Source organism: Nocardia sp. NPDC050793 (genome assembly GCF_040654065.1).
Lineage (GTDB): Bacteria > Actinomycetota > Actinomycetes > Mycobacteriales > Mycobacteriaceae > Nocardia.
The window spans coordinates 227,397-248,300 of the sequence record NZ_JBFAHG010000001.1; the positions used below are offsets into that span (position 1 = coordinate 227,397).

Below are 20,904 nucleotides of genomic sequence, written 5' to 3' on the forward strand. Positions count from 1 at the left end.
GCGACCGACGCGCTCGACGACGCGCGTGCTGTCAGGCCTGAGAACGACACACGCCCCGGCGCTCGGGTGTTCCGAGCCTGCCGGGGCGCGTTGGTCGAGCGGGCCGACTCAGCTCGCGCTGAGCCAGCCGCTGATGCGGCGGGCGATGTCCTCGGGGGTGAGGCCGAGTTCCTCGTGAACCTGGTTGCGGGAGGCGTGGTCGAGGAACTGCTGCGGGACGCCGAGGTCGCGGGTGGGGACGTCGAGTCCGGCGGAGCGCAGACGGGCCGAGACGGTGGAACCGATGCCGCCGTGCAGGCCGCCGTCCTCGAGGGTGACCACCAGGCGGTAATTCTCCGCGAGCTTCACCACGGTGTCCGAGACCGGAAGCACCCAGCGCGGGTCGATGACGGTGACCGAAACGCCTTCCGGCGCCAGCAGATCCGCGACCCCCAGCGCCGTCTCGGCGAACGAGCCGACGGCGACGATCAGCACATCGCCGCGCTGCGCCCGCGCCGAGCCGCCCTCGGCGTCCGGCAGCCGCAGCACGTCCACGCCGTCGAGTCGTTCGACGGCCGGGATGTCCTCGATCACACTGCCTTTCGGGAAGCGCAGCGCGGTCGGCCCGTCGTTCACGGCCAGCGCCTCGCCCAGTTCCTCGCGCAGTGTGGCGGCGTCGCGCGGGGCCGCGACCCGGATGCCGGGGATGATGCCGAGCACCGACAGGTCCCACATGCCGTTGTGGCTGGCGCCGTCGGAGCCCGTGATCCCCGCCCGGTCAAGCACCACGGTGACGGGCTGCTTCAGCAGCGCCACGTCCATCAGCAACTGGTCGAAGGCGCGGTTGAGGAAGGTCGAGTAGATCGCGACCACCGGGTGCAGGCCGCCGAGCGCGAGACCGGCCGCCGACGCCATGGCGTGCTGTTCGGCGATGCCGACGTCGAACATGCGGTTCGGGAACCGTTCGCCGAACGCGGCCAGACCCGTCGGGCCTGGCATCGCCGCGGTGATGGCGACGATGTCGTCGCGCTGTTCGGCGTGCGCGATCAGTTCCTCGGAGAACACCGAGGTCCAGCCGATCGCCTTCGGACCGCCGACGGGCCGGCCGGTCAGCGGGTCGATGGGGTCGCAGGCGTGCATCTGGTCGGCGACGTGGTTCTCCGCGGGCGCGTAGCCGCGGCCCTTCTGGGTGACCGCGTGCACCACCACCGGACCACCGAAGTCCTTGGCGCGACGCAGCGTCGCTTCCATCGCGGCGACGTCGTGGCCGTCCACCGGGCCGACGTACTTGAGCCCGAGGTCGCTGAACAGCTCCTGCGGGTTCACCGCGTCCTTGATGCCCGCCTTCACCGCGTGCACCATCGAGTAGGCCGATTCGCCCACCCGCGGAATGCTCTTCAGGATCCGCTTGCCCGCGTCCAGCGCGTGCTCGTAGAAGGGCTGGGTGCGCAGCGCGGTGAGCCGATCGGCGAGGCCGCCGATGGTCGGCGCGTAGGAGCGGCCGTTGTCGTTGACGACGATCACCACCGAGCGGTCCGGCGCCGCGGCGATGTTGTTCAGCGCCTCCCAGCACATGCCGCCGGTGAGCGCGCCGTCGCCGACGACCGCGACGACGTGCCTGCCCTGCCCGGTGAGCTGGAACGCCTTGGCCAGTCCGTCGGCGTAGGACAGCGCCGCGGAGGCGTGCGAGGACTCCACCCAGTCGTGCGCGCTCTCCGCGCGGCTCGGGTAGCCCGACAGTCCGCCCTGCTTGCGCAGGCTGTCGAACTGGTCCTTACGGCCGGTGAGGATCTTGTGCACGTAGGCCTGATGGCCGGTGTCGAAGATCAACGGATCGGCAGGCGAATCGAAGACCCGATGCAACGCGATGGTCAGCTCCACCACGCCGAGGTTCGGTCCGAGGTGGCCGCCGGTGGCGGCGACCTTCCGCACCAGGAACTCACGGATCTCCTCCGCCAGCTCCCGCAACTCGGCCACGGTCAGCCGGCGCAAGTCTTCGGGCGTGTCGACCCGGGAAAGCACTCCCACCTGAACTCGCTCCCTCCGGATAGCGCTTCTGATCCGATCAGTCTACGGAGCGGTGACAGTGCCGCTTTCCGACAAGTGCCTGTCACCAACCGACTTCGTCGCGGAATGTGAGACTGGACACGCGCGCGGCCGGACGAAAACATCCGGCCACCGGTCCTACGGTACCTGTCGAGCGAACGCGGCCGGACGGAGTCCGGTCGAAGTTCGCGCCCCGGGCGCGGCGAACGACCATAGAGTGGTCGTGTGGCCGAGCCGCAGCACGAGGTTCCCCGACCAGCCGATGCCGGTGTGGTGGCGCGCATCGTCGCCGACGTGTACGCCGGATGCCTGGCCGACCGATCCGGCGAGCCGGCCGACTACATTCCCGAACTGGCTGCGGTGCAACCCGATTCGTTCGGCCTGTGCCTGGCCACCGCGGATGGGCGGGTCTACGGCGCCGGTGACGTGCATGCGGCCTTCACGATCCAGTCGATCTCCAAGCCGTTCACCTACGCGCTCGCGCTGGCCGACCGCGGGCCCGCCGCGGTGGCCGAGCGCATCGACGTGGAACCCTCCGGCGAACCGTTCAACGAGATCAGCCTCGACCCGGTGACCGAACGTCCGCGCAACCCGATGATCAACGCGGGCGCCATCACCGCCGCCTCGTTGATCACCGGCCGCGACGCCGCCGACAAATTCGACCGGGTGCGCCGCTGCTACTCCCGTTTCGCCGGACGCGAGCTGCGGATGAACGAGGCCGTCTACTCCTCCGAGGCGCGCACCGGCTATCGCAACCGCGCCATCGGCTACATGCTGCGCTCGTTCGGCATCATCGACTCCGATCCGGACGAGGCGGTGGACCGCTACTTCCGGCAGTGCTCGATCGACGTCACCTGCCACGACCTCGCCGTGATGGCAGCGACCATGGCCAACAACGGCGTCAACCCGCTGACCGGGGAGCGGGCCCTGTCGAGCGCGCTGACCGAACAGGTGCTGAGTGTGATGACGACCTGCGGGATGTACAACGCGGCGGGCGACTGGGTGAGCACCGTCGGCATGCCCGCGAAGAGCGGTGTGGGCGGCGGCATTCTGGCGGTGCTGCCCGGGCAGATCGGCATCGCGGTGTACTCCCCTCGCCTGGACCGGCAGGGCAACAGCGTGCGCGGGGTCGCCGCGTGCCGGGAGCTCTCGCGGCGGCTGGAATTGCACTTTCTGCACGTCACGCGGTCGGCGCGCACGGCGATCCGCGCCGACTACACGGTGGCGGAGGCGCCGTCCCGGATGCGGCGCAGCGCCGGGGAGATCGCGGTTCTCGACGAGCACGGACACGGGGCCCGGGTCTACGAACTGCACGGCGACCTGTTGTTCGCGGGCGCGGAGAGCGCGGTACGGGCGATCGAGGCCAGGGCCGGGGAGCTGGACGCGCTGGTGATCGACCTGCGCAGAGTCGGTGAGGTCAGCACTATCGCGGTGACCATGCTCGACGATCTGCACCGCGAGCTCGCCGCGACCGCGTGCCGGGTCGCACTGGTGGACCCGGACGCCAAGCTCGGGCGCCTGGCGTCGAGCCTGGACCCGGCGGACCCGCGCGGGCGGATCTTCATCGACCGCGACACCGCCACCGAGTGGTGCGAGGACATCGTGCTGGCCCGGCACCGGCCGGCAGGCGAACCGGCGTGCACATCGATCTCGATCGAGGAGCACCCCGTGCTGGCCGCGCTCACCCCCGAGGACAGAGCCCGGCTGGCGAAGGAGTTCGAGGGGCGCACCATCGCCCGCGGCGAGGTGATCGCCCGCCACGGCAGCAGCCGTTCCGGGCTGTATCTGATCTTGGAGGGGCGGGTGCGGCTCACCTTCTACGGCGCCGACGGACGCGCCCACCGGTTGATCACGCTGTCGGCGGGGATGTCGTTCGGGGAGATGCCGATGCTGGTCGACGCGCCGTTCGTGAACGAGGTGCGCGCCGAGACCGGCGTCAGGGTCGCGGTGCTCGACCCCGAGCGCTTCGACATGCTCGCCGATCGCGCGCCACAACTGAAGATGGCGCTGCTGAAACGGCTCGCGGCGAGCGCGTACGCGCAGGTGGACACCGCCGTGCGCACCATCGTGGTACGTGGCGGGGACGAGTGAGCCGTGGCATCCATCCCGCCGACGACGAGGATCGACAATCGAACGAGGAGTGCAGCGACGTGAGCAAGAAGAACTCCGGCACAGGCACGGTAACCACCTTCGGCCAAGGCAGCGTGCGCGCGACTCCGGATCTGATGCGGGTGACCCTCTCCGTCGAGATCAGGGCGAGCAAGGTCGCGCTGGCCTACGGGCAGGCGGGTGAGCGCGTCTCGGCGGTCACCTCGGCGCTGCGCGGCAACGGCGTCGCCGACGCCGACATCGCTACCAGCGGGCTGTCGGTGCGCACCGAGACCGTATGGACCGAGGGACAGGGCAACCGCATCACGGGTTATCTCGCGACCGCCGACCTCACCGTCGCGCTGCGCGACATCGACGCCGACGCTTTCCCCGGCCCCGCCACGATCATCGCCGACGCGGTCGAGGCGGGCGGCGACGACGTCCGCCTGGGCGGGCTCGTCCTCACCTTCGCCGACCAGGCCGGCCTGCTCGCGCGGGCCCGCGACGCGGCGTGGGACAACGCGCTGGCCAAGGCCGAGCAGTACGCCGCACGCGCGGGCCGCTCGCTGGGCGCGGTGTTGGAGATCACCGAGAACGCCGCGTCCGCACCGCCTTTCGCGCCGAAGATGCGCGCGATGTCGGCGCCGGTGGGTGAGGTGGCGTTCGCCGCCGCGGTTCCGGTGGAACTCGGCGAATCGGAGATCTCGGCGAGCGTGCGCGCCACCTGGACATTGGACTGACGGGGCGCGGATTTCGCCGCGATCGGCGCGCGGGCAACCCTATAGTGAAGGCGCGCGGCGGACCCGGCGCCGCGGGTCAGGAGTCGCCATGTCCTTCGTGCTGATCGATCGACCGCGGCCGCAGATCGCGCTGGTGACGCTGAACCGGCCGGAGCGGATGAACGCCATGGCCTTCGACGTGATGATCCCGCTGCGCGAGGCGCTGGAGCAGGTGAGCGCCGACAACGACGTCCGCGTGGTGGTGCTGACCGGCGCCGGGCACGGATTCTGTTCCGGCGCCGACCTCCAGGGCGCGGGACGGGTGCCGAACACGACGGGGCTCACCACCACCACGGTGGCGCGGCGTTCGATGGACCTGCTCAACGACGTGATGATCACGCTGCGCCGCATGCACCAACCGGTGATCGCCGCCATCAACGGCGCGGCCATCGGCGGCGGGTTCTGTCTGGCCGTTGGCGCCGACATCCGCATCGCGGGCGAGGACGCCTACTTCCGCGCCGCGGGCATCAACAACGGGCTCACCTCGACCGAACTCGGCATGAGCTTCCTGCTGCCGCGCGCCATCGGCTCGGCGCGCGCCTTCGAGATCATGCTCTCCGGACGCGACGTCGACGCGGTCGAGGCCGAGCGGATCGGCCTGGTCTCCCGCACCGTGCCCACCGCGAAGCTCCTCGACACCTGCTACGACCTGGCGGAACGCATCATCGGCTTCAGCAGGGTCGGCACCGAGCTCACCAAGCGCATGCTGTGGAGCGGACTGGAGGCGAGCAGCTTCGAATCGCACCTGCAGCAGGAGGGCCTCGCCCAGCTCTACGTCCGCCTCACCACCGACAACTTCGACGAAGCCATCCGCGCCCGGCGCGACCGCCGCCCGCCGCACTACGAACACTGATCGCGCCCACCGGACTTCAGTGCCGTTGTGCCGGTCGGCGGCCGTCCGGCGCGCGGCGCATGCGCATCAGCTCGGGCGGTGGTCGAGGCCCTTCGCCAGCAGGATCACGCCGTCGGCGCCCGCCTGCCGGTCCTTCGAGATCTCCTGGTACTCAGGGGATTGCGACCACGCGGTGACCGCGGCCTCCCGGCTCTCACCGTTCCAGCAGCGCCAGGCACTCCACGTGGTGCGTCGCCGGGAAGGCGTCGAAAGCGCGCAGGCCGGTGAGGCGATAGCCGTGCGACCGGTAGAGACCGAGATCGCGGGCGAAAGCGGCCGGGTCGCAACCGATGTGGACGATGCGGGACGGATTCGCCGTCGCCACCGCCGCGACGACGTCCTTTCCTGCGCCCGCGCGCGGCGGATCCAGCACCACCGCCCGCGGCGGGGCGCCACCGACGTGCTCGGCCACCCAGCGCTCGACGCGTTCGGCGCGCAACTCCACCCACGGCAGGTCGCGCAGCGCGGCCTGGCCGTCGGCCACCGCGGAACGCGCGGATTCCACCGCGAGCACCACGCCCTCCGCTCCGACCCGATCGGCGAGCCGCGCCGCGAAGACTCCAGCACCGCTGTACAAGTCCCAGGCCAGATCGCCGGCGGCGAGGTCGGACCATTCCGCGACGACATCCGAATAACACTGCGCCGCAAGGCGATGCGCCTGCCAGAAGCCGGTCGCGGCGATCTCCCAGCGTCGTCCGGCCACGTATTCCACGGCCCGCCCGCTGCCGTCGATCACCCATTCGTCGCGCGCGGCGCGCGTCGCCGCCCGTCGTGCGGCCGCCGCGCGGCGAGCTTCCGCGGGATCCTCGGTGCCGTGCCATCCCGGTGTGCCTTCGGCCGACGGCCCGCCACCCTCCGGCCCTCGGCCCCGGCGATCCTCGCTGTCACGGCCGCGCCGTCCCCGTGGTCCGCCGCCGTGGTGCCTGCCGCGCCGCGGCGGGGCCTGCTCGGCGGGCGGCAGTTCCACGAGGTGCCGCACCCCGTCGCCGTCCACCGTGACGACCAGATCGGCGCCGGGCGCCCAGATGCGGTCGGCGATGCCGTCCATCGCGCCCGGAACCGGTTGCGGGCAGCGCAGATCCGCGATCACCTCGGTGCTGCGATAGCGGTGCACGCCTGCCCGCCCCTCCGGATCGACCGGCAGCCGGATCCTGGTGCGCCAGCCGCCGGACGCGTCGTCCGGGTATCCGGCGATCGGTTCGACGGTCACCTCGCGCTCGATGCCCGCCAGCCTGCGCAGCTGCTCGGCGACCACCGCGGCCTTCAGCCCGCGCTGGGCGGCGGGGGTGGCGTGCGAGAAATCGCAGCAGCCGGCGCCGCCCGGCCCGGAGACCGGGCAGGTGGCGGGGACCCGATCCGGCGAAGGCTCCAGGATTCGCACGGCGTCGGCGCGGCAGAACGAACCGCCGCGATCCTCGGTGACCGTGGCGCGCACCAGCTCACCGGGCAGCCCGTGCCGCACGAACACGACCCGGCCCTCGTGCCTGCCGACGCAGAACCCGCCGTGCCCTGGCGGGCCGAGCCGCAGGTCGAAGGTCCGGCCGAACCAGTCGGTCATCGCGGGGTCCCGCTCACGGCGCGCCGATGCCGCGCGTTCATACCCGGTCCTCGTAGCCGCGCCGCACCGCGCCGGGCGCGTTGATCTCGCCCGCCTGCTTGGCCCGCGTCGTCGACGAGCTCAACTGCCACGGCACCGAGGTCACCATGACGCCCGGCTCGAACAGCAGTCTGCCCTTGAGCCGCAGCGCGCTCTGGTTGTGCAGCACCGTCTCCCACCAGTGGCCGACCACGTACTCGGGGATGAACACCGTCACCACGTCGCGCGGCGCGTCGCGACGCACCCGCTTGACATAGTCCAGCACCGGCTTGGTGATCTCGCGGTAGGGCGATTCGATCACCTTCAGCGGCACGCTGATGTCGCTGTTCTCCCACTCCCGCACCAGCCCCCTGGTGTCGGCCTCGTCGACGTTCACCGTGATCGCCTCCAGTGTGTCCGGCCGGGTGGCGCGGGCGTAGGCCAGCGCCCGGCGGGTGGGCAGGTGCAGCCGCGAGACCAGCACGATCGAATGCGAGCGGCTCGGCAGCACGCCGTCCCACTCGTGCTCGTCGAGCTCCCTGGCGACCGAGTCGTAGTGGCGGCGGATCATCTTCATCACCACGAAGATCGACACCATGGTCAGGATCGCGATCCACGCGCCCGCGAAGAACTTGGTGATGAGCACGATGATCAGCACCGCGCCGGTGGCGGTGAGGCCGATCGCGTTGATCACCCGGGAACGGTGCATCCTTGACCGCTGCGCCGGGTCGGTCTCGGTGCGCAGCAACCGCGTCCAGTGCCGAAGCATGCCGGTCTGGCTGAGCACGAACGAGACGAACACACCGACGATGTAGAGCTGGATTAGCTTGGTGACCTCGGCGCCGAAGACGACGACGAACGCGATCGCGGCCCCGGAAAGGAACAGGATGCCGTTGCTGAAGGCCAGCCGGTCGCCGCGGGTGTGCAGCTGGCGCGGCAGGTAACGGTCCTGGGCCAGAATCGAACCAAGCACGGGGAAGCCGTTGAAGGCCGTGTTGGCGGCCAGCACCAGGATCAGCGCGGTGACGGTGGTGATGAAGAAGAATCCGATCGGGAAGCCCTGGAACACCGTCTGGGCGATCTGGGCGATCAGCGTCTTCTGCTGATAGTCGTCGGGCGCGCCGATCAGGTGGCCGGTGTCGTGGGCGTACACGATGCCGATCTTCTGCGCCAGGATGATGATGCCCATCAGCAGCACGATGGCGATGCCGCCCAGCATCAGCAGCGTGGTCGCGGCGTTTCGCGACTTGGGCTTACGGAACGCGGGCACGCCGTTGCTGATCGCCTCGACACCGGTCAGCGCGGCGCAGCCCGAGGAGAACGCGCGCGCGATCAGGAAGGCGAAGGCCAGGCCGTACAGGTGCTCGTCCTCGGCTTCGAGCTGGAACCCGGCGGACTCGGCTTGCAGGTCCTCACCGAGCACCACGACGCGGAACAGGCCCCAGACCAGCATGACGCCCATGCCGAAGATGAACGCGTAGGTCGGAACCGCGAAGGCCTTGCCCGATTCCCGCACGCCGCGCAGGTTCATCGCGGTGAGCAGCGCGATCGCCACCACCGCGAACAGCACCTTGTGGGTGGCCACGAACGGGATGGCCGAGCCGATGTTGGAGGCGGCCGAGGACATCGACACCGCGACGGTGAGCACGTAGTCCACCAGCAGGGCGCTGCCGACCGTGAGTCCCGCGGTGGGCCCCAGATTGGTGGTCGCCACTTCGTAGTCGCCGCCGCCGGACGGGTAGGCGTGCACGTTCTGGCGGTAACTGGCCACCACGACGGCCATGACGAAGGCGACCGCGAGACCCACCCACGGCGCGTACACGTAGGCCGAGACGCCCGCCACCGAGAGCACGAGGAAGATTTCCTCCGGCGCGTAGGCGACCGACGACATGGCGTCGGAGGCGAAAACCGGCAGCGCGATTCGCTTCGGCAGCAGAGTGTGCCCCAGCGAATCGCTACGGAAGGGCCTACCCAGCAGCATCCGCTTGGCTGCCGTCGTCAACTTGGACACTGGAGCGAGCATAGATCCCCCGGCCGCTGATCGCTTGGGGGGTGTGCCTGCGCGTCTGTGCAGGCACACGTGTCACAAACAGGTTTGCCCGCCCACCGGACGGGGAAAGTGGGCCATGGACACATCCGGCGGGTACGGTTCTGCGGACAGGCAAACAGACCGAACGTCAGTGGTCCAGGAGCGAGGTTGCACGGTGTACGTAGTGATCATGGGATGCGGACGCGTCGGTTCGTCGCTGGCCCGCGCCCTGGTCCGGGTTGGCCACGAGGTCACCGTGATCGACCGGGATCCGAGCGCGTTCCTGCGACTCGGTGACGACTTCCCCGGCGAGCGCTTGGTCGGCGTCGGATTCGACCGGGATGTGCTGACGCGCGCCGGAATCGAGCGGGCCGACGCGTTCGCCGCGGTCTCCTCCGGCGACAACTCCAACATCATCTCGGCCAGGGTGGCCCGCGAGACCTTCGGCGTCGAGCGCGTGGTGGCCCGGATCTACGACGCCAAGCGCGCCGCGGTCTACGAGCGGCTCGGCATCCCGACCATCGCCACCGTGCCGTGGACCACCGACCGCTTCATGCGCACTCTCGTCGGCGATTCCAGCACCACCACGTGGCGCGACCCCACCGGAACGGTCGCGGTGACCCAGCTGACGCTGCACGAGGAGTGGTACGGGCGCACCGTGCGCGATCTGGAACGCGAGGTCGCCGTCCGGGTGGCGTTCATCATCCGGTTCGGGCAGGGTCTGCTTCCCGACAACAAGACCATCGTCCAGGCCGACGACGTCGTCTACGTCGCCGCGAACTCCGGCAACGTCGGCGAGGCCGTCGCGCTGGCCGGCAAGCCCCCTGCTAGCGAGGACTGATCATGAAGGTGGCCATCGCCGGGGCAGGCGCCGTCGGCCGATCGATTGCCCGGGAACTGCTACGCAGCGGACATACGGTGATGCTGCTCGAGCGTCAACTCGACCACATCGACCGGGACGCCATTCCGGGCGCGATCTGGGTGCACGCCGACGCGTGTGAGCTGGCGCTGCTGGAGGACGCCGGGCTGGAGACCTACGAGGTGGTCATCGCCGCCACCGGCGACGACAAGGCGAACCTGGTGCACAGCCTGCTCGCCAAGACCGAGTTCGGCGTCCGCCGGGTGGTCGCCAGGGTCAACGACCCGCGCAACGAATGGCTCTTCGACGGGTCCTGGGGCGTCGACGTGGCGGTCTCGACCCCGCGCCTGCTCGCCTCCCTCGTCGAGGAAGCGGTCTCGGTCGGCGACCTGGTGCGGCTGATGACGCTGCGGCAGGGACAGGCGAACCTGGTCGAGATCACCCTGCCCGCCGACACCGGGCTGGCGGGCAAGCCGGTGCGCACACTGACCCTGCCGCGCGATGCCGCGCTGGTGACGATCCTGCGCGGCGGGCGGGTGATCGTGCCGCAAGGCGACGATCCTTTCGAGGGCGAGGACGAGTTGCTCTTCGTGACCTCGTCGGAGGCCGAGGAAAATCTGCGGGTGGTGCTGGCCCACCACGGCATCAAGCCATAACTCCCCGATACGGTTTGCTGCCGCGGATCGGGCTCAGGAGGCCATTTCGAGCCGCGCCCGCAGCTTGCTGAGGGCGCGATGCTGCATCACCCTGACCACGCCGGGGCTGGTGCCGATGGCCTCGGCGGTCTGCGCGGCCGACCAGCCGAGCACGATCCGCATGACCAGCACCTCGCGGTGCGCGGGGGCCAGTACCTTCATCAATTCCCTTGTGGCCGCGCGGCGTTCGAGCGCGAGCGCCCATTCCTCCGGTCCCGCCGCCGACGACGGGGAGTCCGGCACGTCGGCCACCGGGTAGGTCGGGTGCATCTGCGAGCGCCGGTACGCGTCGGCGATCTTGTTGGACGCGATGCCGTAGACGAAGGCCAGGAAGGACTTGCCCTGATCCTTGTAGCGTGGGATGGCGTTCACGGTGGCCAGCAGGATCTCCTGCACGACGTCGTCGGCGGTGACCTGGAGGTGGGCGGTGTTGCCGAGGCGCGCACCGCAATAGCGGCGGACCAGCGGATGCACCACCCGCACGATCTCCGACACCGCGTTCTTGTCGCCCGCGGCGGCGGGGCCGATCAGCTTGTCCAGTTCGCCCGCCACCCGGCGGCTTTCCGACAGCGCGGGGCTGGTGTGGGCGTGGGTCTTGGTGGTCGAAACCATGTGCTCGGTAGCCACTGTCCGAGTCCTCTCTAGCCGATCGTTGCGTTTTCCGTCTCGCAAACGATCGTCTGACGAACTCGGCGCACCGGCCAGGCACCCCAGGGTGGAGAGTGGCCCACCTCTGCGGTGGGACGGGCCCCACCCTGTTCTGCGTCAGGCGGTTTCGGCGGAGGTGCGCGGCAGATGACCGGCCCGGCGCACGGCCCAGATGGTGACCGCGAAGGCGACGGCGGTCAGCGGCCAGCCCATCCCGATCCGGGCGACGGCGAGCCACCCGGTGCGGTCGGTGTCGTAGAGCTGGGACTGGACCAGGTACCTGGCCGCGAAGACCACCACGAAGGTGGCGGTCGCCAGGTCGTAGAGGCGCACAGCCCTGCGATCGGAACGCCAGTCGGAGCCGTGACCGTTGAGCACGCCCCAGATCACGCCGACCAGCGGACGGCGCACCAGGATCGAGGCGAGGAAGACTCCCGCGTAGATGAGGCTGGTGTAGATGCCGAAGAGGAAGAAGCCCTTGGCCTCACCGACCCGGTAGGCGATCAACGCGCAGACACCGACGCCGAGGAAGCCGGAGATCGCGGGCTGCACCGGGCTGCGCCGCACCAGCCGCCACACCAGCACGGCGGCCGCGACGCCGAGCGCCGTCCAGATCGCGGCGGTGAGCCCGGCGAGGGTATTCACGGGAACGAAGACGAGCACCGGCAGCGTGGAGTAGATCAGGCCGCTGAAGCCGCCCAGCTGCTCGAGCAGCGACGGCCCGGCGGGTTCCTTACGTTCGGACGTCGCCCGGTCGGCCTCGGCGTATCCGCGGCCGGGAACCGCGGCGTCGATCGGTCGCTCGATATCGGTCGGCGTGCCGAGGTCGGCACCGTGGTCGTTGCTCGATGGCATACGTGTCAGCTGTTCCCGCGCAATTCGTAGTAGGGGTTGAAGATCACCTTACGGCCATCGCGGTCGCCGACCCGGCCACGGACCAGGATGCGCCGCCCCGGTTCGATGCCGGGGATGCGCCTGCGGCCGATCCAGACGAGGGTGATGGCGTCGGTGCCGTCGAAGAATTCTGCCTGAACACTGGCGCCCGAGGACTTGGGGCAGGCCTCGACACTCCGTAGCCGACCCAACATCGTCGCCTCGTCACCGCGGCGACACTCGGACGCCCGGCATGCGCCCGACGCCTCGGCGGTCTCGGCCAGCTCCTCGGCATCGAGTTGGTCGATGTCCTCGGTCAGCCTGCGGCCCAGACGTCGAAAATACCCTGAGGCTGCGGATGGCATTGCACGCTCTCCTGCTAGCACAACTGGCGCGGATCACACGCCATCGTGGTTGTTCTGTGACGACCGGCTGTGGCCGTACACCCGCCACTGTAGATGCCCACGGCCGCCCCCGCTACGCTCGACCCGGTGTTCGACACCCCACCTGTCACGAGGGCCACACGACCTGTGGTTCCCCTCGTCGTCGCACTGCCGGGCACCGGCTCGGACGCCGATTTCGCCAGGCGCGCATTCGGTCCCGCGAGCGCGGCCCGCGGGTTCGAGCTGATCGCGGTCGAGCCCGACCCGCGGGCGGTCGTCGCGAGCTGCCACGCCGCGCTGGACGCGGCCGCCGCGCGCGGACCGGTGCTGGCGGCGGGCATCTCGCTGGGCGCGGCGGTCGCGCTCGAATGGGCGGGCGCGCACCCGGAGTCCACCGCAGGCGTGGTCGCCGCGCTGCCCGCGTGGACGGGTTCGGACACCGCCCGCTGTCCTGCCGCACTCTCTGCCGCCGTGACCGCCGAACAACTGCGCGCCGACGGCTTGGAGACGGTCATCGCGCGGATGCGGGCCAGCAGCCCGCGCTGGCTGGCCGACGCGCTGACCCAGTCCTGGCGCTCCCAGTGGCCGCACCTACCGCGGGCGCTGGAGGAGGCCGCCGACTACAAATGGCCGAGCACCGACCGGCTCGCCACCGTGGACGTTCCGGTCGCGGTGGTCACCGCGGTGGACGACCCGGTCCATCCGCTCGCGGTGGCCGAGGAATGGGCGCGGCTGATCCCGCACGCGCGACTGTTCCACACCACACTGGGCGAACTCGGCGCCGATCCGGCGATCCTCGGCCACACCGGATTCACCGCCTTCGACCGACCGGACCCGGGCCTCTGACCGAAAACCGCACTCGCGGCCAACCGCCGCGCCGACCTCTACCCGCCCCGCTTCGAGCGGGACAGCCATCACGAGGCGGGTGAAGCGTCCGCACTGTGTCCGCCGCATGTGCGGCGGACGTCAGTTCAGGCCGAGCTGTTGCATCGCGGAGCCGTCGGCGCCGCGCCGCGGTTGCGGCGGCAGGGTCTGCGGTTGCGCGCGCACCGGAGTCTGGGCCGCGGCGGCCTGCGCGGCCATCTGCTGTTGCTGCGCCTCGACCTGCGCCTGGTGCGCGGCGGCCAGCTGTTCGGCCAGCTGCTGTGGCAGCACGACCGGCAGCGGGTCGCGCACGGGAAGCGGGTCGGAGCCACGCCGGATGACCGTCTCGCTGAGGATCGCGCGTGCCGCGGCCACCAGCGGCGCGCCATCGTTGGCCGCGCCCGAAGGGCCCGCAGCGACCAGGCGCACCATCCAGCGGTAGCCGTCCACGCCGATGAAGCGCAGGTCCGCGCCCTCGGTGATGGCCAAGATCTCGCGGCCCCACGGACCGGTCTCCACCGCGACCCGCGCACCCTCCTTGCGCAACGAGTCGGCCAGGTCGGCCGCCACCGCGCGCCACTGGCCCGGCGATTTGGGCGCCGCGTAGGCGGCCACGGTGATGCGGCCGTGCTCGGTGGCCAGGTGCACCGCCTGCGGGGTGCCGTCGGGGCTCATCTCCACCTGTAGCTGGCCGCCGGGTGGCACCGGCAGAATGACCGAACCCAGGTCGAGACGCTGCTCGACCACCGCGTCCAGCAGCTCGGACACGTCGTCGTAGTCGTAGGGGCCGGTCTGCTCGCCCGCTGGGCGGTCGTCGAAACCGGCTGCGTCCTCGGCGGATTCGACGACGGGCAGCTCGTCGGTGTCGTAATCCTCGTCGTCGTACTCGCCGTACTCGTCGTACTGGTCCTCGGTGAACCGGTCCGACCGCTTGTTTTTCTTTCCGAACATCGTCGCCTCACGCCTCCCGGCCGGTCGCCCGGCCCACCGCGTCGGTCTCCGCGCCCAGGCTGGCGTGACCGCCGCTGGACCCGTAGCCGCCCGCACCCCGCGTCGTCTCGTCGAGCCGGTCGACCTCGACGAAGTCCACCAGCTCCACCCGCTGCACAAGCAGCTGCGCGATCCGGTCGCCACGACGCAGTTCGATGCGCGTGCGCGGATCGTGATTGATCAGGCACACCTTGATCTCGCCCCGGTACCCGGCGTCGACGGTGCCCGGCGTGTTCACCACCGACAGCCCCGTCTTGGCGGCAAGCCCGGACCGGGGATGGATCAGCCCGACCGTGCCGACCGGCAGCGCTACGGCGACACCGGTGCCGACCAGCAGCCGCTCCCCCGGCTCCAGGATGACGTCCTCGGTGGTGCACAGGTCCACGCCCGCGTCGCCCGCATGGGCGCGCGTCGGCACGGGAATGCCAGGATCCAGCCGCAGCAGGGGTATCGGTGAAAGTGCGCTCACGTTGGTCGAGCCTACGCGTACCTCGGCGTTCGCCTGGCGGGACGGTGGCCTACTGTTGAGTCGTGTCGGACAGGCCCAACCCTTCGGTGACGGACAACGAGAAGCGGACTCGCGAGCCAGATCAGGCGCAGCCGGACGGAGTCCGCCGAGAGCCGAGCGAAGGAGAGGCAGCCGCCTACCGTGAGCGCCTCTGGGTTCCGCTGTGGTGGTGGCCGGTCGCGTTCGGCATCGCCGGGCTGCTCGCCGCCGAGATTCACATGGGCGCACCGGGAATCCGGGCCTGGCTGCCCTATGTTCTGCTGTTCCCGATCCCCGCGTGGGTGCTGTTGTGGTTGAGCCGCCATCGCGTGGCGGTGGCCGAGGACGCCAACGGGACGCCGGAGCTGCGCGCCGACCGCGCCCATCTGCCGGTGAATTTCGTCGCTCGTGCCGCGGTGGTCGCTCCCACCGCGAAGAGTGCGGCCCTGGGCCGCCAGCTCGATCCCGCCGCGTATGTGCAACACCGTCCGTGGATCGGCCCGATGGTGTTGCTGGTTCTCGATGATCCGGATGATCCGACGCCTTACTGGTTGATCAGTACCCGCAGGCCGGAAAAGGTCCTTGCCGCGCTCGGGCTGCCGAGCGCGGGCTGACAGTCGTCCTCGGCCGAACCCGGTGGTCCGGCCGCATTCCGAACTCCGCGGACGATCAGGCCGCGCAATCCATGCAGATCATCTGACCGCCGGACTCACTGGCCAGCCTGCTGCGGTGGTGAACAAGGAAGCAGCTGGAACAGGTGAACTCGTCGGCCTGCTTCGGGATCACCCGAACCGAGAGCACTTCCTCGGACAGATCCGCGCCGGGAAGCTCGAACGACTCCGCGGTATCGGATTCGTCGATATCCACGACGGCGGACTGCGCCTCGTTGCGGCGAGCCTTCAGCTCCTCCAGCGAATCTTCCGACACATCGTCGGATTCGGTGCGCCGCGGTGCGTCATAGTCGGTTGCCATGTCGTCTTCCCCTCGTCCTTACTCCGTATATCCCGGACCGGCTGCCGACACTCCGATTCCTCGCAGGAATCGAGCGCCCGCACCGCCCCGCCGGTGGTGCACATCACACGTGCACCGGTCACCTATCAGGGAGGATCACTGAGATCCATACCCCGTAGCGCTCGGTAAACGCAGGACATGCCCTACTTGTTCCCGCGACCGACCACCGATTTCGCCGCTGGTGATTCGATCTGGGCCGCCAGACAATAGCGGACCACGCGACAAAAGTCGCAATCAAAACACAGCCGAGTCGAAACTGTCGGGGAATCGACACCAACGGTCGAACTCGCCGAGACCTTCCGCACCGTCACCGCGACATTTTCGTAGAGTGTGGCTCGTGGTTTCACTGATCACCGAAGGCAGCGCGACGGATTCACAGGGACGACCCTACGCGCGGCGCCACCCCCAGCCCTGGCTCATCATGCTCGGCGTCATGGCGCTGATCTGCGCGATCGTGTGGATCAAGGCGCTGACGACGCAGGACACCGACACCACCGCGATGGCCTGCAACGCGCCGAGCCCGGCCAGCGATACGGGCGCGACGCAAGCGGCTCCCGCCCCGAAACTGGGCCAGCGGGTCGGCCCGTCGCGCTTGGAGGACGTGGAACCCGCGCCGCTCGCGGCCAGCAAGGTGCGCGTGCTCAACGCGAACAACCAGCGTGGCCAGGCCGCGCACGTCGCCGCGCAGCTCGGCGACCTCGGCTTCGCGAGCGCGCCGGGCACGCAGTACGGCAACGATTCCGTATACGTCAACGGCGACCTGGAATGCACCGGCCAGATCCGCTTCGGCGTGAACGGCAGGCCCGCGGCGGCGTCGGTGCAGCTGGTCGCGCCCTGCGCCGAGCTGATCGAGGATCAGCGCGAGGACGACAGCGTCGACCTGGTGCTCGGTTCGCTGTTCCGGGACCTGCGGCCGAGCAACGACGCCGAAGAGGTGCTGCGTTCGCTGAAGAACCCGGCGCCGGGCTCCAGCCCCGCGATCGACACCGACCTGCTCGACGCCGCGCGCACCGCGCACTGCTGACGCCGAACAGCTCGACCATTCGCCCCCGGCGCGTCACCGAGGGTTGACCGTGGCGAGCCGCGCCACCCCGCGGTGGCGCGGCTCGGGATCAGCGATCCGGAATCGGCTCGGTCGCGCCGACGTCCGTCAGCAGCGTGCCGAGCTCCCGTGCGATGCCAGGCGCCGCGGCGACGACGAGATCGCCCGCCGTTCCGCTGGCTGTCGCGGGCGGAAGCGTCAGGCGCGCGCCTGCTTCCGCCGCGATCAACGCGCCCGCACCCCAGTCCCAGGCGTGCAGTCCGTGCTCGTAGTACGCGTCGACCCGTCCGGCGGCCACATGGCACAGATCGAGCGCGGCTGCGCCGAAGCGGCGGATGTCGCGTACCCGCGGCAGCACCAGCGCGACCAGCTCGGCCTGCCGGGCGCGCCGGTGCGTGCCGTAACCGAATCCGGTGGCCACCAACGACATCGAGACGTCCTCGATCGGATTGCAGCGCAGCTGTTCGACCGTGCCGTCGGCCGCCGTGGCCGTCGCTCCGAGGCCGCGCGCGGCGCTGTAGGTCACCGCACGCGCGACGTCGACCACCGCGCCGGCGACGGACCGTCCGTTGCGCATCGCGGCCACCGAGACGGCGTAACCGGGAATGCCGTAGAGAAAGTTGACGGTCCCGTCGATCGGATCGACCACCCAGTGCACCGCGTCGTCGTCGGCGGCCAGACTGCCGCCGCCTTCCTCGCCGACGATCGGGTCGCCGGGCCTGCGTTCGGCGAGCAGCCCGCGGATCAGCTCCTCGCTCTCGGTGTCCACCACGGTCACCGGATCGGTGGCGTGACCTTTGGTCTGCACGGCCCCGTCGGCGGCGACGCCCGCAGGGCCGAACACTTCGGGGCGGCGGGCGCGCACGTGCGCGGCGGCTCGCTCGGCGAGCTCGACCGCGATGCGGCGCAGTTCGGACGCGGTTTCGCGCGGGTCGGCGGCGGAGTCTTCGGCTAAGGGGGTAGTGGATTGCGGCACGCCGCCCATCGCATCACAGATCCTCGGAGGCGCGCAGCATCGATCGCGCATTACTCTTGTCGTGCACGACACAGCGCCGTCGTCGGGCACCCCACCGCATCCGCTCCTGCGGCGTCGTGGGCCCGGTGCGGCGGGCGCTGTCATCTCACCGGCCAGCTACGGGAACGAGGGGTTAGCCATGTCCGCTCGGGGGCACGCATTCGGTATCGACATCGGCGGCAGCGGCGTCAAGGGCGCTGTGGTCGATCTAGCCACCGGCGAGCTGGTGCACGAGCGGATCAAGATCACCACCCCGCATCCTTCGACCCCGGAGGCCGTCGCCGACGCGGTGGCCAAGCTCGTCGCCGAGGCGGACTGGTCAGGTCCGGTCGGCATCACACTGCCTTCCGTGGTGCTCGAGGGCGTGGCGCGCACCGCCGCCAATATCGACAAGACCTGGATCGGCACCGACGCTCGCGGCCTGTTCTCGGCGGCGCTCGGCGGCAGGCCGGTGACGGTGCTCAACGACGCGGACGCGGCCGGACTCGCCGAGGACCGCTACGGCGCGGCGAAGAGCTACGACGGGCTGGTGCTGCTGCTGACCTTCGGCACCGGCATCGGCTCGGCGCTGCTGTACGACGGCACGCTGGTGCCCAACAGCGAACTCGGTCACCTCGAGATCGGCGGCATGGAGACCGAGCACCGCGCCGCGGCATCGATCAAGGATCGCGACGGACTCAGTTACGAGCAGTGGGCCACCGAGGTCAGCACCGTGCTGATCGGTCTGGAGAACCTGTTCTGGCCGCGGGTGTTCGTCGCGGGCGGCGGTATCAGCCGCGACGCCGATCAGTGGATTCCGTTGCTGACCAACCGAACTCCGGTGGTTCCCGCCCATCTGCGGAACACCGCGGGCATCGTCGGCGCGGCCATGGCGATCGATGCGGGCATCCTCCCGTGACCGGCGCGGCGGCGGAGCGCGACGGCGCGCAAAACGCGCCAGGCGGGCGTGCGACAACTGGCATCGTGCCGTGAGTACCCTGGTTGGATCGTTACAATGGAACATGCCCGGCGGTGAGCCGGAGAAACCCGACCGGCCCTCCGCCGGTGAAACCCGACAGACCGCTCCGCCGGAAAACAACTCTGGCGTGACGCCGCACGAGACCGTCACGAAAGGGCGTACGTGGTAGCCACGACCCGTCAGACCGCCGAATCGGCCGATGCCGACTCCACAGATGTAACCGCAGCACGGCCGGTCCGCAAGGCTGCCGCCAAGAAGGCACCGGCCAAGAAGGCCGCTGCCAAGAAGGCGCCCGCGAAGAAGGCCGCGGCCAAGAAGGCCCCCGCGAAGAAGGCCGCCACCAAGAAGGCGGGCCCCGACGGCGAGCCCGCCGCCGAGGAGGCGCTGGAGGACGAGGCTCTCGATCTCGAGGATCTGGACGACCTGGAGGTCGACGAAGGCGAGCTCGCCGACGACGCGGACTTGGCGGACGACACGGCCGAGGACGCCGCCGAGGAGGAAGAGGAAGCCGAGGGCGCCGAGGAGCCGTCGGAGAAGGACAAGGCTTCCGGCGATTTCGTCTGGGACGAGGAGGAGTCCGAGGCGCTGCGGCAGGCCCGCAAGGACGCCGAGCTCACCGCCTCCGCCGACTCGGTGCGCGCCTACCTCAAGCAGATCGGCAAGGTCGCGCTGCTCAACGCCGAGGAGGAGGTCGAGCTCGCCAAGCGGATCGAGGCCGGTCTCTACGCGGCGGAGAAGGTGCGCGAGTTCGCCGAGGCGGGCGAGAAGCTGCCCGTCGCGATGCGCCGCGACTTCAACTGGATCGTGCGCGACGGCAACCGGGCCAAGAACCATCTGCTCGAGGCCAACCTGCGACTGGTCGTGTCGCTGGCCAAGCGATACACCGGCCGCGGCATGGCGTTCCTGGACCTGATCCAGGAGGGCAACCTCGGTCTGATCCGCGCGGTGGAGAAGTTCGACTACACCAAGGGCTACAAGTTCTCCACGTACGCCACCTGGTGGATCCGGCAGGCCATCACCCGCGCCATGGCCGACCAGGCCCGCACCATCCGCATTCCGGTGCACATGGTCGAGGTCATCAACAAGCTCGGGCGCATCCAGCGCGAGCTACTCCAGGATCTGGGACGCGAGCCCACCCCGGAGGAGCTGGCCAAGGAAATGGACATCACGCCGGAGAAGGTGCTGGAGATCCAGCAGTACGCGCGTGAACCGATCTCGCTGGACCAGACCATCGGCGACGAGGGCGACAGCCAGCTCGGCGACTTCATCGAGGACTCCGAGGCCGTGGTCGCGGTCGACGCGGTGAGCTTCACCCTGCTGCAGGATCAGCTGCAGTCGGTGCTGGAGACGCTGTCCGAGCGCGAGGCGGGCGTGGTCCGGCTGCGCTTCGGCCTCACAGACGGCCAGCCGCGCACCCTCGACGAGATCGGTCAGGTGTACGGGGTCACCCGTGAGCGCATCCGTCAGATCGAGTCCAAGACCATGAGCAAGCTGCGCCATCCCAGCCGCTCCCAGGTGCTGCGCGACTACCTGGACTGACACCGAACCGACCTACGGGCCCGCACCCCTTGTACCGCTTGCCTTTTCGGCGACGGAACGGGATGCGGGCCCGTTGTCGTCTCTGGCCTTTCGCCGAAAGGCCCTGCGCCATACCACTTTCCAAATGGAAACAAACCAGAAAGTGATCCAA

The 20,904-nt window shown here is 70.0% G+C and carries 20 protein-coding genes; 10 read left to right on the forward strand and 10 right to left on the reverse strand.

From position 1 onward, the window contains the following. Positions 1-108: 108 nt before the first annotated feature. Complete coding sequence (gene dxs, locus AB0H50_RS00900) at positions 109-2,007, reverse strand: 1-deoxy-D-xylulose-5-phosphate synthase (protein WP_357444684.1); 1,899 nt, start codon at positions 2,005-2,007, stop codon at positions 109-111. A 288-nt stretch (positions 2,008-2,295) separates the two neighbouring features. Here dxs and glsA point away from each other — a divergent pair, with 288 nt between their 5' ends. From glsA to AB0H50_RS00915, 3 genes are all read left to right on the forward strand, one after another. After that, the gene (gene glsA / locus AB0H50_RS00905; RefSeq protein ID WP_357447140.1) at positions 2,296-4,116 is read left to right on the forward strand and encodes a glutaminase A; all 1,821 of its coding nucleotides are present in this window, start codon (positions 2,296-2,298) and stop codon (positions 4,114-4,116) included. Positions 4,117-4,175: 59 nt separating this feature from the next. Next, the gene (locus AB0H50_RS00910) at positions 4,176-4,853 is read left to right on the forward strand and encodes an SIMPL domain-containing protein (RefSeq protein WP_357444687.1); all 678 of its coding nucleotides are present in this window, start codon (positions 4,176-4,178) and stop codon (positions 4,851-4,853) included. Between the two features lie 88 nt (positions 4,854-4,941). Then, positions 4,942-5,745 carry an enoyl-CoA hydratase gene (locus AB0H50_RS00915; protein ID WP_357444690.1) on the forward strand — a complete coding sequence of 268 codons (804 nt, stop codon included), beginning with the start codon at positions 4,942-4,944 and terminating at the stop codon, positions 5,743-5,745. Positions 5,746-5,938: 193 nt separating this feature from the next. Here the strand turns inward: AB0H50_RS00915 and AB0H50_RS00920 are convergent, their stop codons facing one another. Both AB0H50_RS00920 and AB0H50_RS00925 read right to left on the reverse strand, forming a co-directional pair. After that, positions 5,939-7,342 carry a TRAM domain-containing protein gene (locus AB0H50_RS00920; protein WP_357444693.1) on the reverse strand — a complete coding sequence of 468 codons (1,404 nt, stop codon included), beginning with the start codon at positions 7,340-7,342 and terminating at the stop codon, positions 5,939-5,941. 37 nt (positions 7,343-7,379) lie between these two features. Beyond that, positions 7,380-9,371 (reverse strand): APC family permease, encoded by a 1,992-nt coding sequence (locus AB0H50_RS00925; RefSeq protein ID WP_357444696.1) that lies wholly within the window; start codon positions 9,369-9,371, stop codon positions 7,380-7,382. 193 nt (positions 9,372-9,564) lie between these two features. Between AB0H50_RS00925 and AB0H50_RS00930 the strand changes: the two genes are divergently transcribed. Together AB0H50_RS00930 and AB0H50_RS00935 are read left to right on the forward strand one after the other, a co-directional pair. Next, a complete protein-coding gene (locus tag AB0H50_RS00930; RefSeq protein ID WP_357444699.1) occupies positions 9,565-10,230 on the forward strand; it encodes a TrkA family potassium uptake protein in 666 nt (221 codons plus the stop codon). 2 nt (positions 10,231-10,232) lie between these two features. Further along, on the forward strand, positions 10,233-10,904 hold the full coding sequence (locus tag AB0H50_RS00935; RefSeq protein ID WP_357444702.1) for a TrkA family potassium uptake protein: 672 nt from the start codon (positions 10,233-10,235) through the stop codon (positions 10,902-10,904). 33 nt (positions 10,905-10,937) lie between these two features. On the opposite strand, the gene AB0H50_RS00940 is transcribed toward AB0H50_RS00935, so the two are convergent. The 3 genes from AB0H50_RS00940 to AB0H50_RS00950 form a co-directional block, all read right to left on the reverse strand. After that, a complete protein-coding gene (locus tag AB0H50_RS00940) occupies positions 10,938-11,570 on the reverse strand; it encodes a sigma-70 family RNA polymerase sigma factor (RefSeq protein ID WP_357444705.1) in 633 nt (210 codons plus the stop codon). 138 nt (positions 11,571-11,708) lie between these two features. Further along, positions 11,709-12,446: a DUF3159 domain-containing protein gene (locus AB0H50_RS00945; RefSeq protein WP_357444708.1), complete on the reverse strand. Its 738-nt coding sequence runs from the start codon at positions 12,444-12,446 to the stop codon at positions 11,709-11,711. Between the two features lie 5 nt (positions 12,447-12,451). Further along, the gene (locus AB0H50_RS00950; RefSeq protein WP_067849155.1) at positions 12,452-12,829 is read right to left on the reverse strand and encodes an OB-fold nucleic acid binding domain-containing protein; all 378 of its coding nucleotides are present in this window, start codon (positions 12,827-12,829) and stop codon (positions 12,452-12,454) included. Between the two features lie 126 nt (positions 12,830-12,955). On the opposite strand from AB0H50_RS00950, the gene AB0H50_RS00955 reads away from it, so the two are divergent. Next, positions 12,956-13,693: an alpha/beta hydrolase gene (locus AB0H50_RS00955; RefSeq protein ID WP_357444713.1), complete on the forward strand. Its 738-nt coding sequence runs from the start codon at positions 12,956-12,958 to the stop codon at positions 13,691-13,693. A gap of 120 nt (positions 13,694-13,813) precedes the next feature. Here AB0H50_RS00955 and AB0H50_RS00960 read toward each other — a convergent pair whose 3' ends face one another. Then, positions 13,814-14,662: a DUF3710 domain-containing protein gene (locus AB0H50_RS00960; protein ID WP_357444716.1), complete on the reverse strand. Its 849-nt coding sequence runs from the start codon at positions 14,660-14,662 to the stop codon at positions 13,814-13,816. Between the two features lie 7 nt (positions 14,663-14,669). Beyond that, positions 14,670-15,170 carry a dUTP diphosphatase gene (gene dut, locus AB0H50_RS00965; RefSeq protein WP_357444719.1) on the reverse strand — a complete coding sequence of 167 codons (501 nt, stop codon included), beginning with the start codon at positions 15,168-15,170 and terminating at the stop codon, positions 14,670-14,672. A 62-nt stretch (positions 15,171-15,232) separates the two neighbouring features. Between dut and AB0H50_RS00970 the strand changes: the two genes are divergently transcribed. Further along, entirely contained in the window at positions 15,233-15,802 is a 570-nt protein-coding gene (locus AB0H50_RS00970; protein WP_357444722.1) for a DUF3093 domain-containing protein, read from the forward strand. A 55-nt stretch (positions 15,803-15,857) separates the two neighbouring features. On the opposite strand, the gene AB0H50_RS00975 is transcribed toward AB0H50_RS00970, so the two are convergent. Beyond that, complete coding sequence (locus AB0H50_RS00975; protein WP_068063997.1) at positions 15,858-16,160, reverse strand: DUF4193 domain-containing protein; 303 nt, start codon at positions 16,158-16,160, stop codon at positions 15,858-15,860. Between the two features lie 376 nt (positions 16,161-16,536). Between AB0H50_RS00975 and cei the strand changes: the two genes are divergently transcribed. Next, entirely contained in the window at positions 16,537-17,223 is a 687-nt protein-coding gene (cei, locus tag AB0H50_RS00980; RefSeq protein ID WP_357444725.1) for an envelope integrity protein Cei, read from the forward strand. Between the two features lie 88 nt (positions 17,224-17,311). Here the strand turns inward: cei and AB0H50_RS00985 are convergent, their stop codons facing one another. Next, positions 17,312-18,217, reverse strand: coding sequence for an inositol monophosphatase family protein (locus AB0H50_RS00985; RefSeq protein WP_357444728.1), 906 nt, complete (start codon positions 18,215-18,217; stop codon positions 17,312-17,314). 178 nt (positions 18,218-18,395) lie between these two features. On the opposite strand from AB0H50_RS00985, the gene ppgK reads away from it, so the two are divergent. Both ppgK and AB0H50_RS00995 read left to right on the forward strand, forming a co-directional pair. Continuing rightward, on the forward strand, positions 18,396-19,154 hold the full coding sequence (gene ppgK, locus AB0H50_RS00990; protein WP_357444732.1) for a polyphosphate--glucose phosphotransferase: 759 nt from the start codon (positions 18,396-18,398) through the stop codon (positions 19,152-19,154). A 222-nt stretch (positions 19,155-19,376) separates the two neighbouring features. Continuing rightward, on the forward strand, positions 19,377-20,753 hold the full coding sequence (locus tag AB0H50_RS00995) for an RNA polymerase sigma factor (RefSeq protein ID WP_357444735.1): 1,377 nt from the start codon (positions 19,377-19,379) through the stop codon (positions 20,751-20,753). Positions 20,754-20,904 lie beyond the last annotated feature (151 nt).

Coding starts and splice junctions, on each gene's coding strand:
- AB0H50_RS00915 (WP_357444690.1), top strand. CDS start 4,942: ATGTCCTTCGTGCTGATCGATCGACCGCGGCCGCAGATCGCGCTGGTG.
- AB0H50_RS00920 (WP_357444693.1), bottom strand. CDS start 7,342: ATGACCGACTGGTTCGGCCGGACCTTCGACCTGCGGCTCGGCCCGCCA.
- AB0H50_RS00935 (WP_357444702.1), top strand. CDS start 10,233: ATGAAGGTGGCCATCGCCGGGGCAGGCGCCGTCGGCCGATCGATTGCC.
- AB0H50_RS00945 (WP_357444708.1), bottom strand. CDS start 12,446: ATGCCATCGAGCAACGACCACGGTGCCGACCTCGGCACGCCGACCGAT.
- AB0H50_RS00950 (WP_067849155.1), bottom strand. CDS start 12,829: ATGCCATCCGCAGCCTCAGGGTATTTTCGACGTCTGGGCCGCAGGCTG.
- AB0H50_RS00960 (WP_357444716.1), bottom strand. CDS start 14,662: ATGTTCGGAAAGAAAAACAAGCGGTCGGACCGGTTCACCGAGGACCAG.
- AB0H50_RS00975 (WP_068063997.1), bottom strand. CDS start 16,160: ATGGCAACCGACTATGACGCACCGCGGCGCACCGAATCCGACGATGTG.
- ppgK (WP_357444732.1), top strand. CDS start 18,396: ATGTCCGCTCGGGGGCACGCATTCGGTATCGACATCGGCGGCAGCGGC.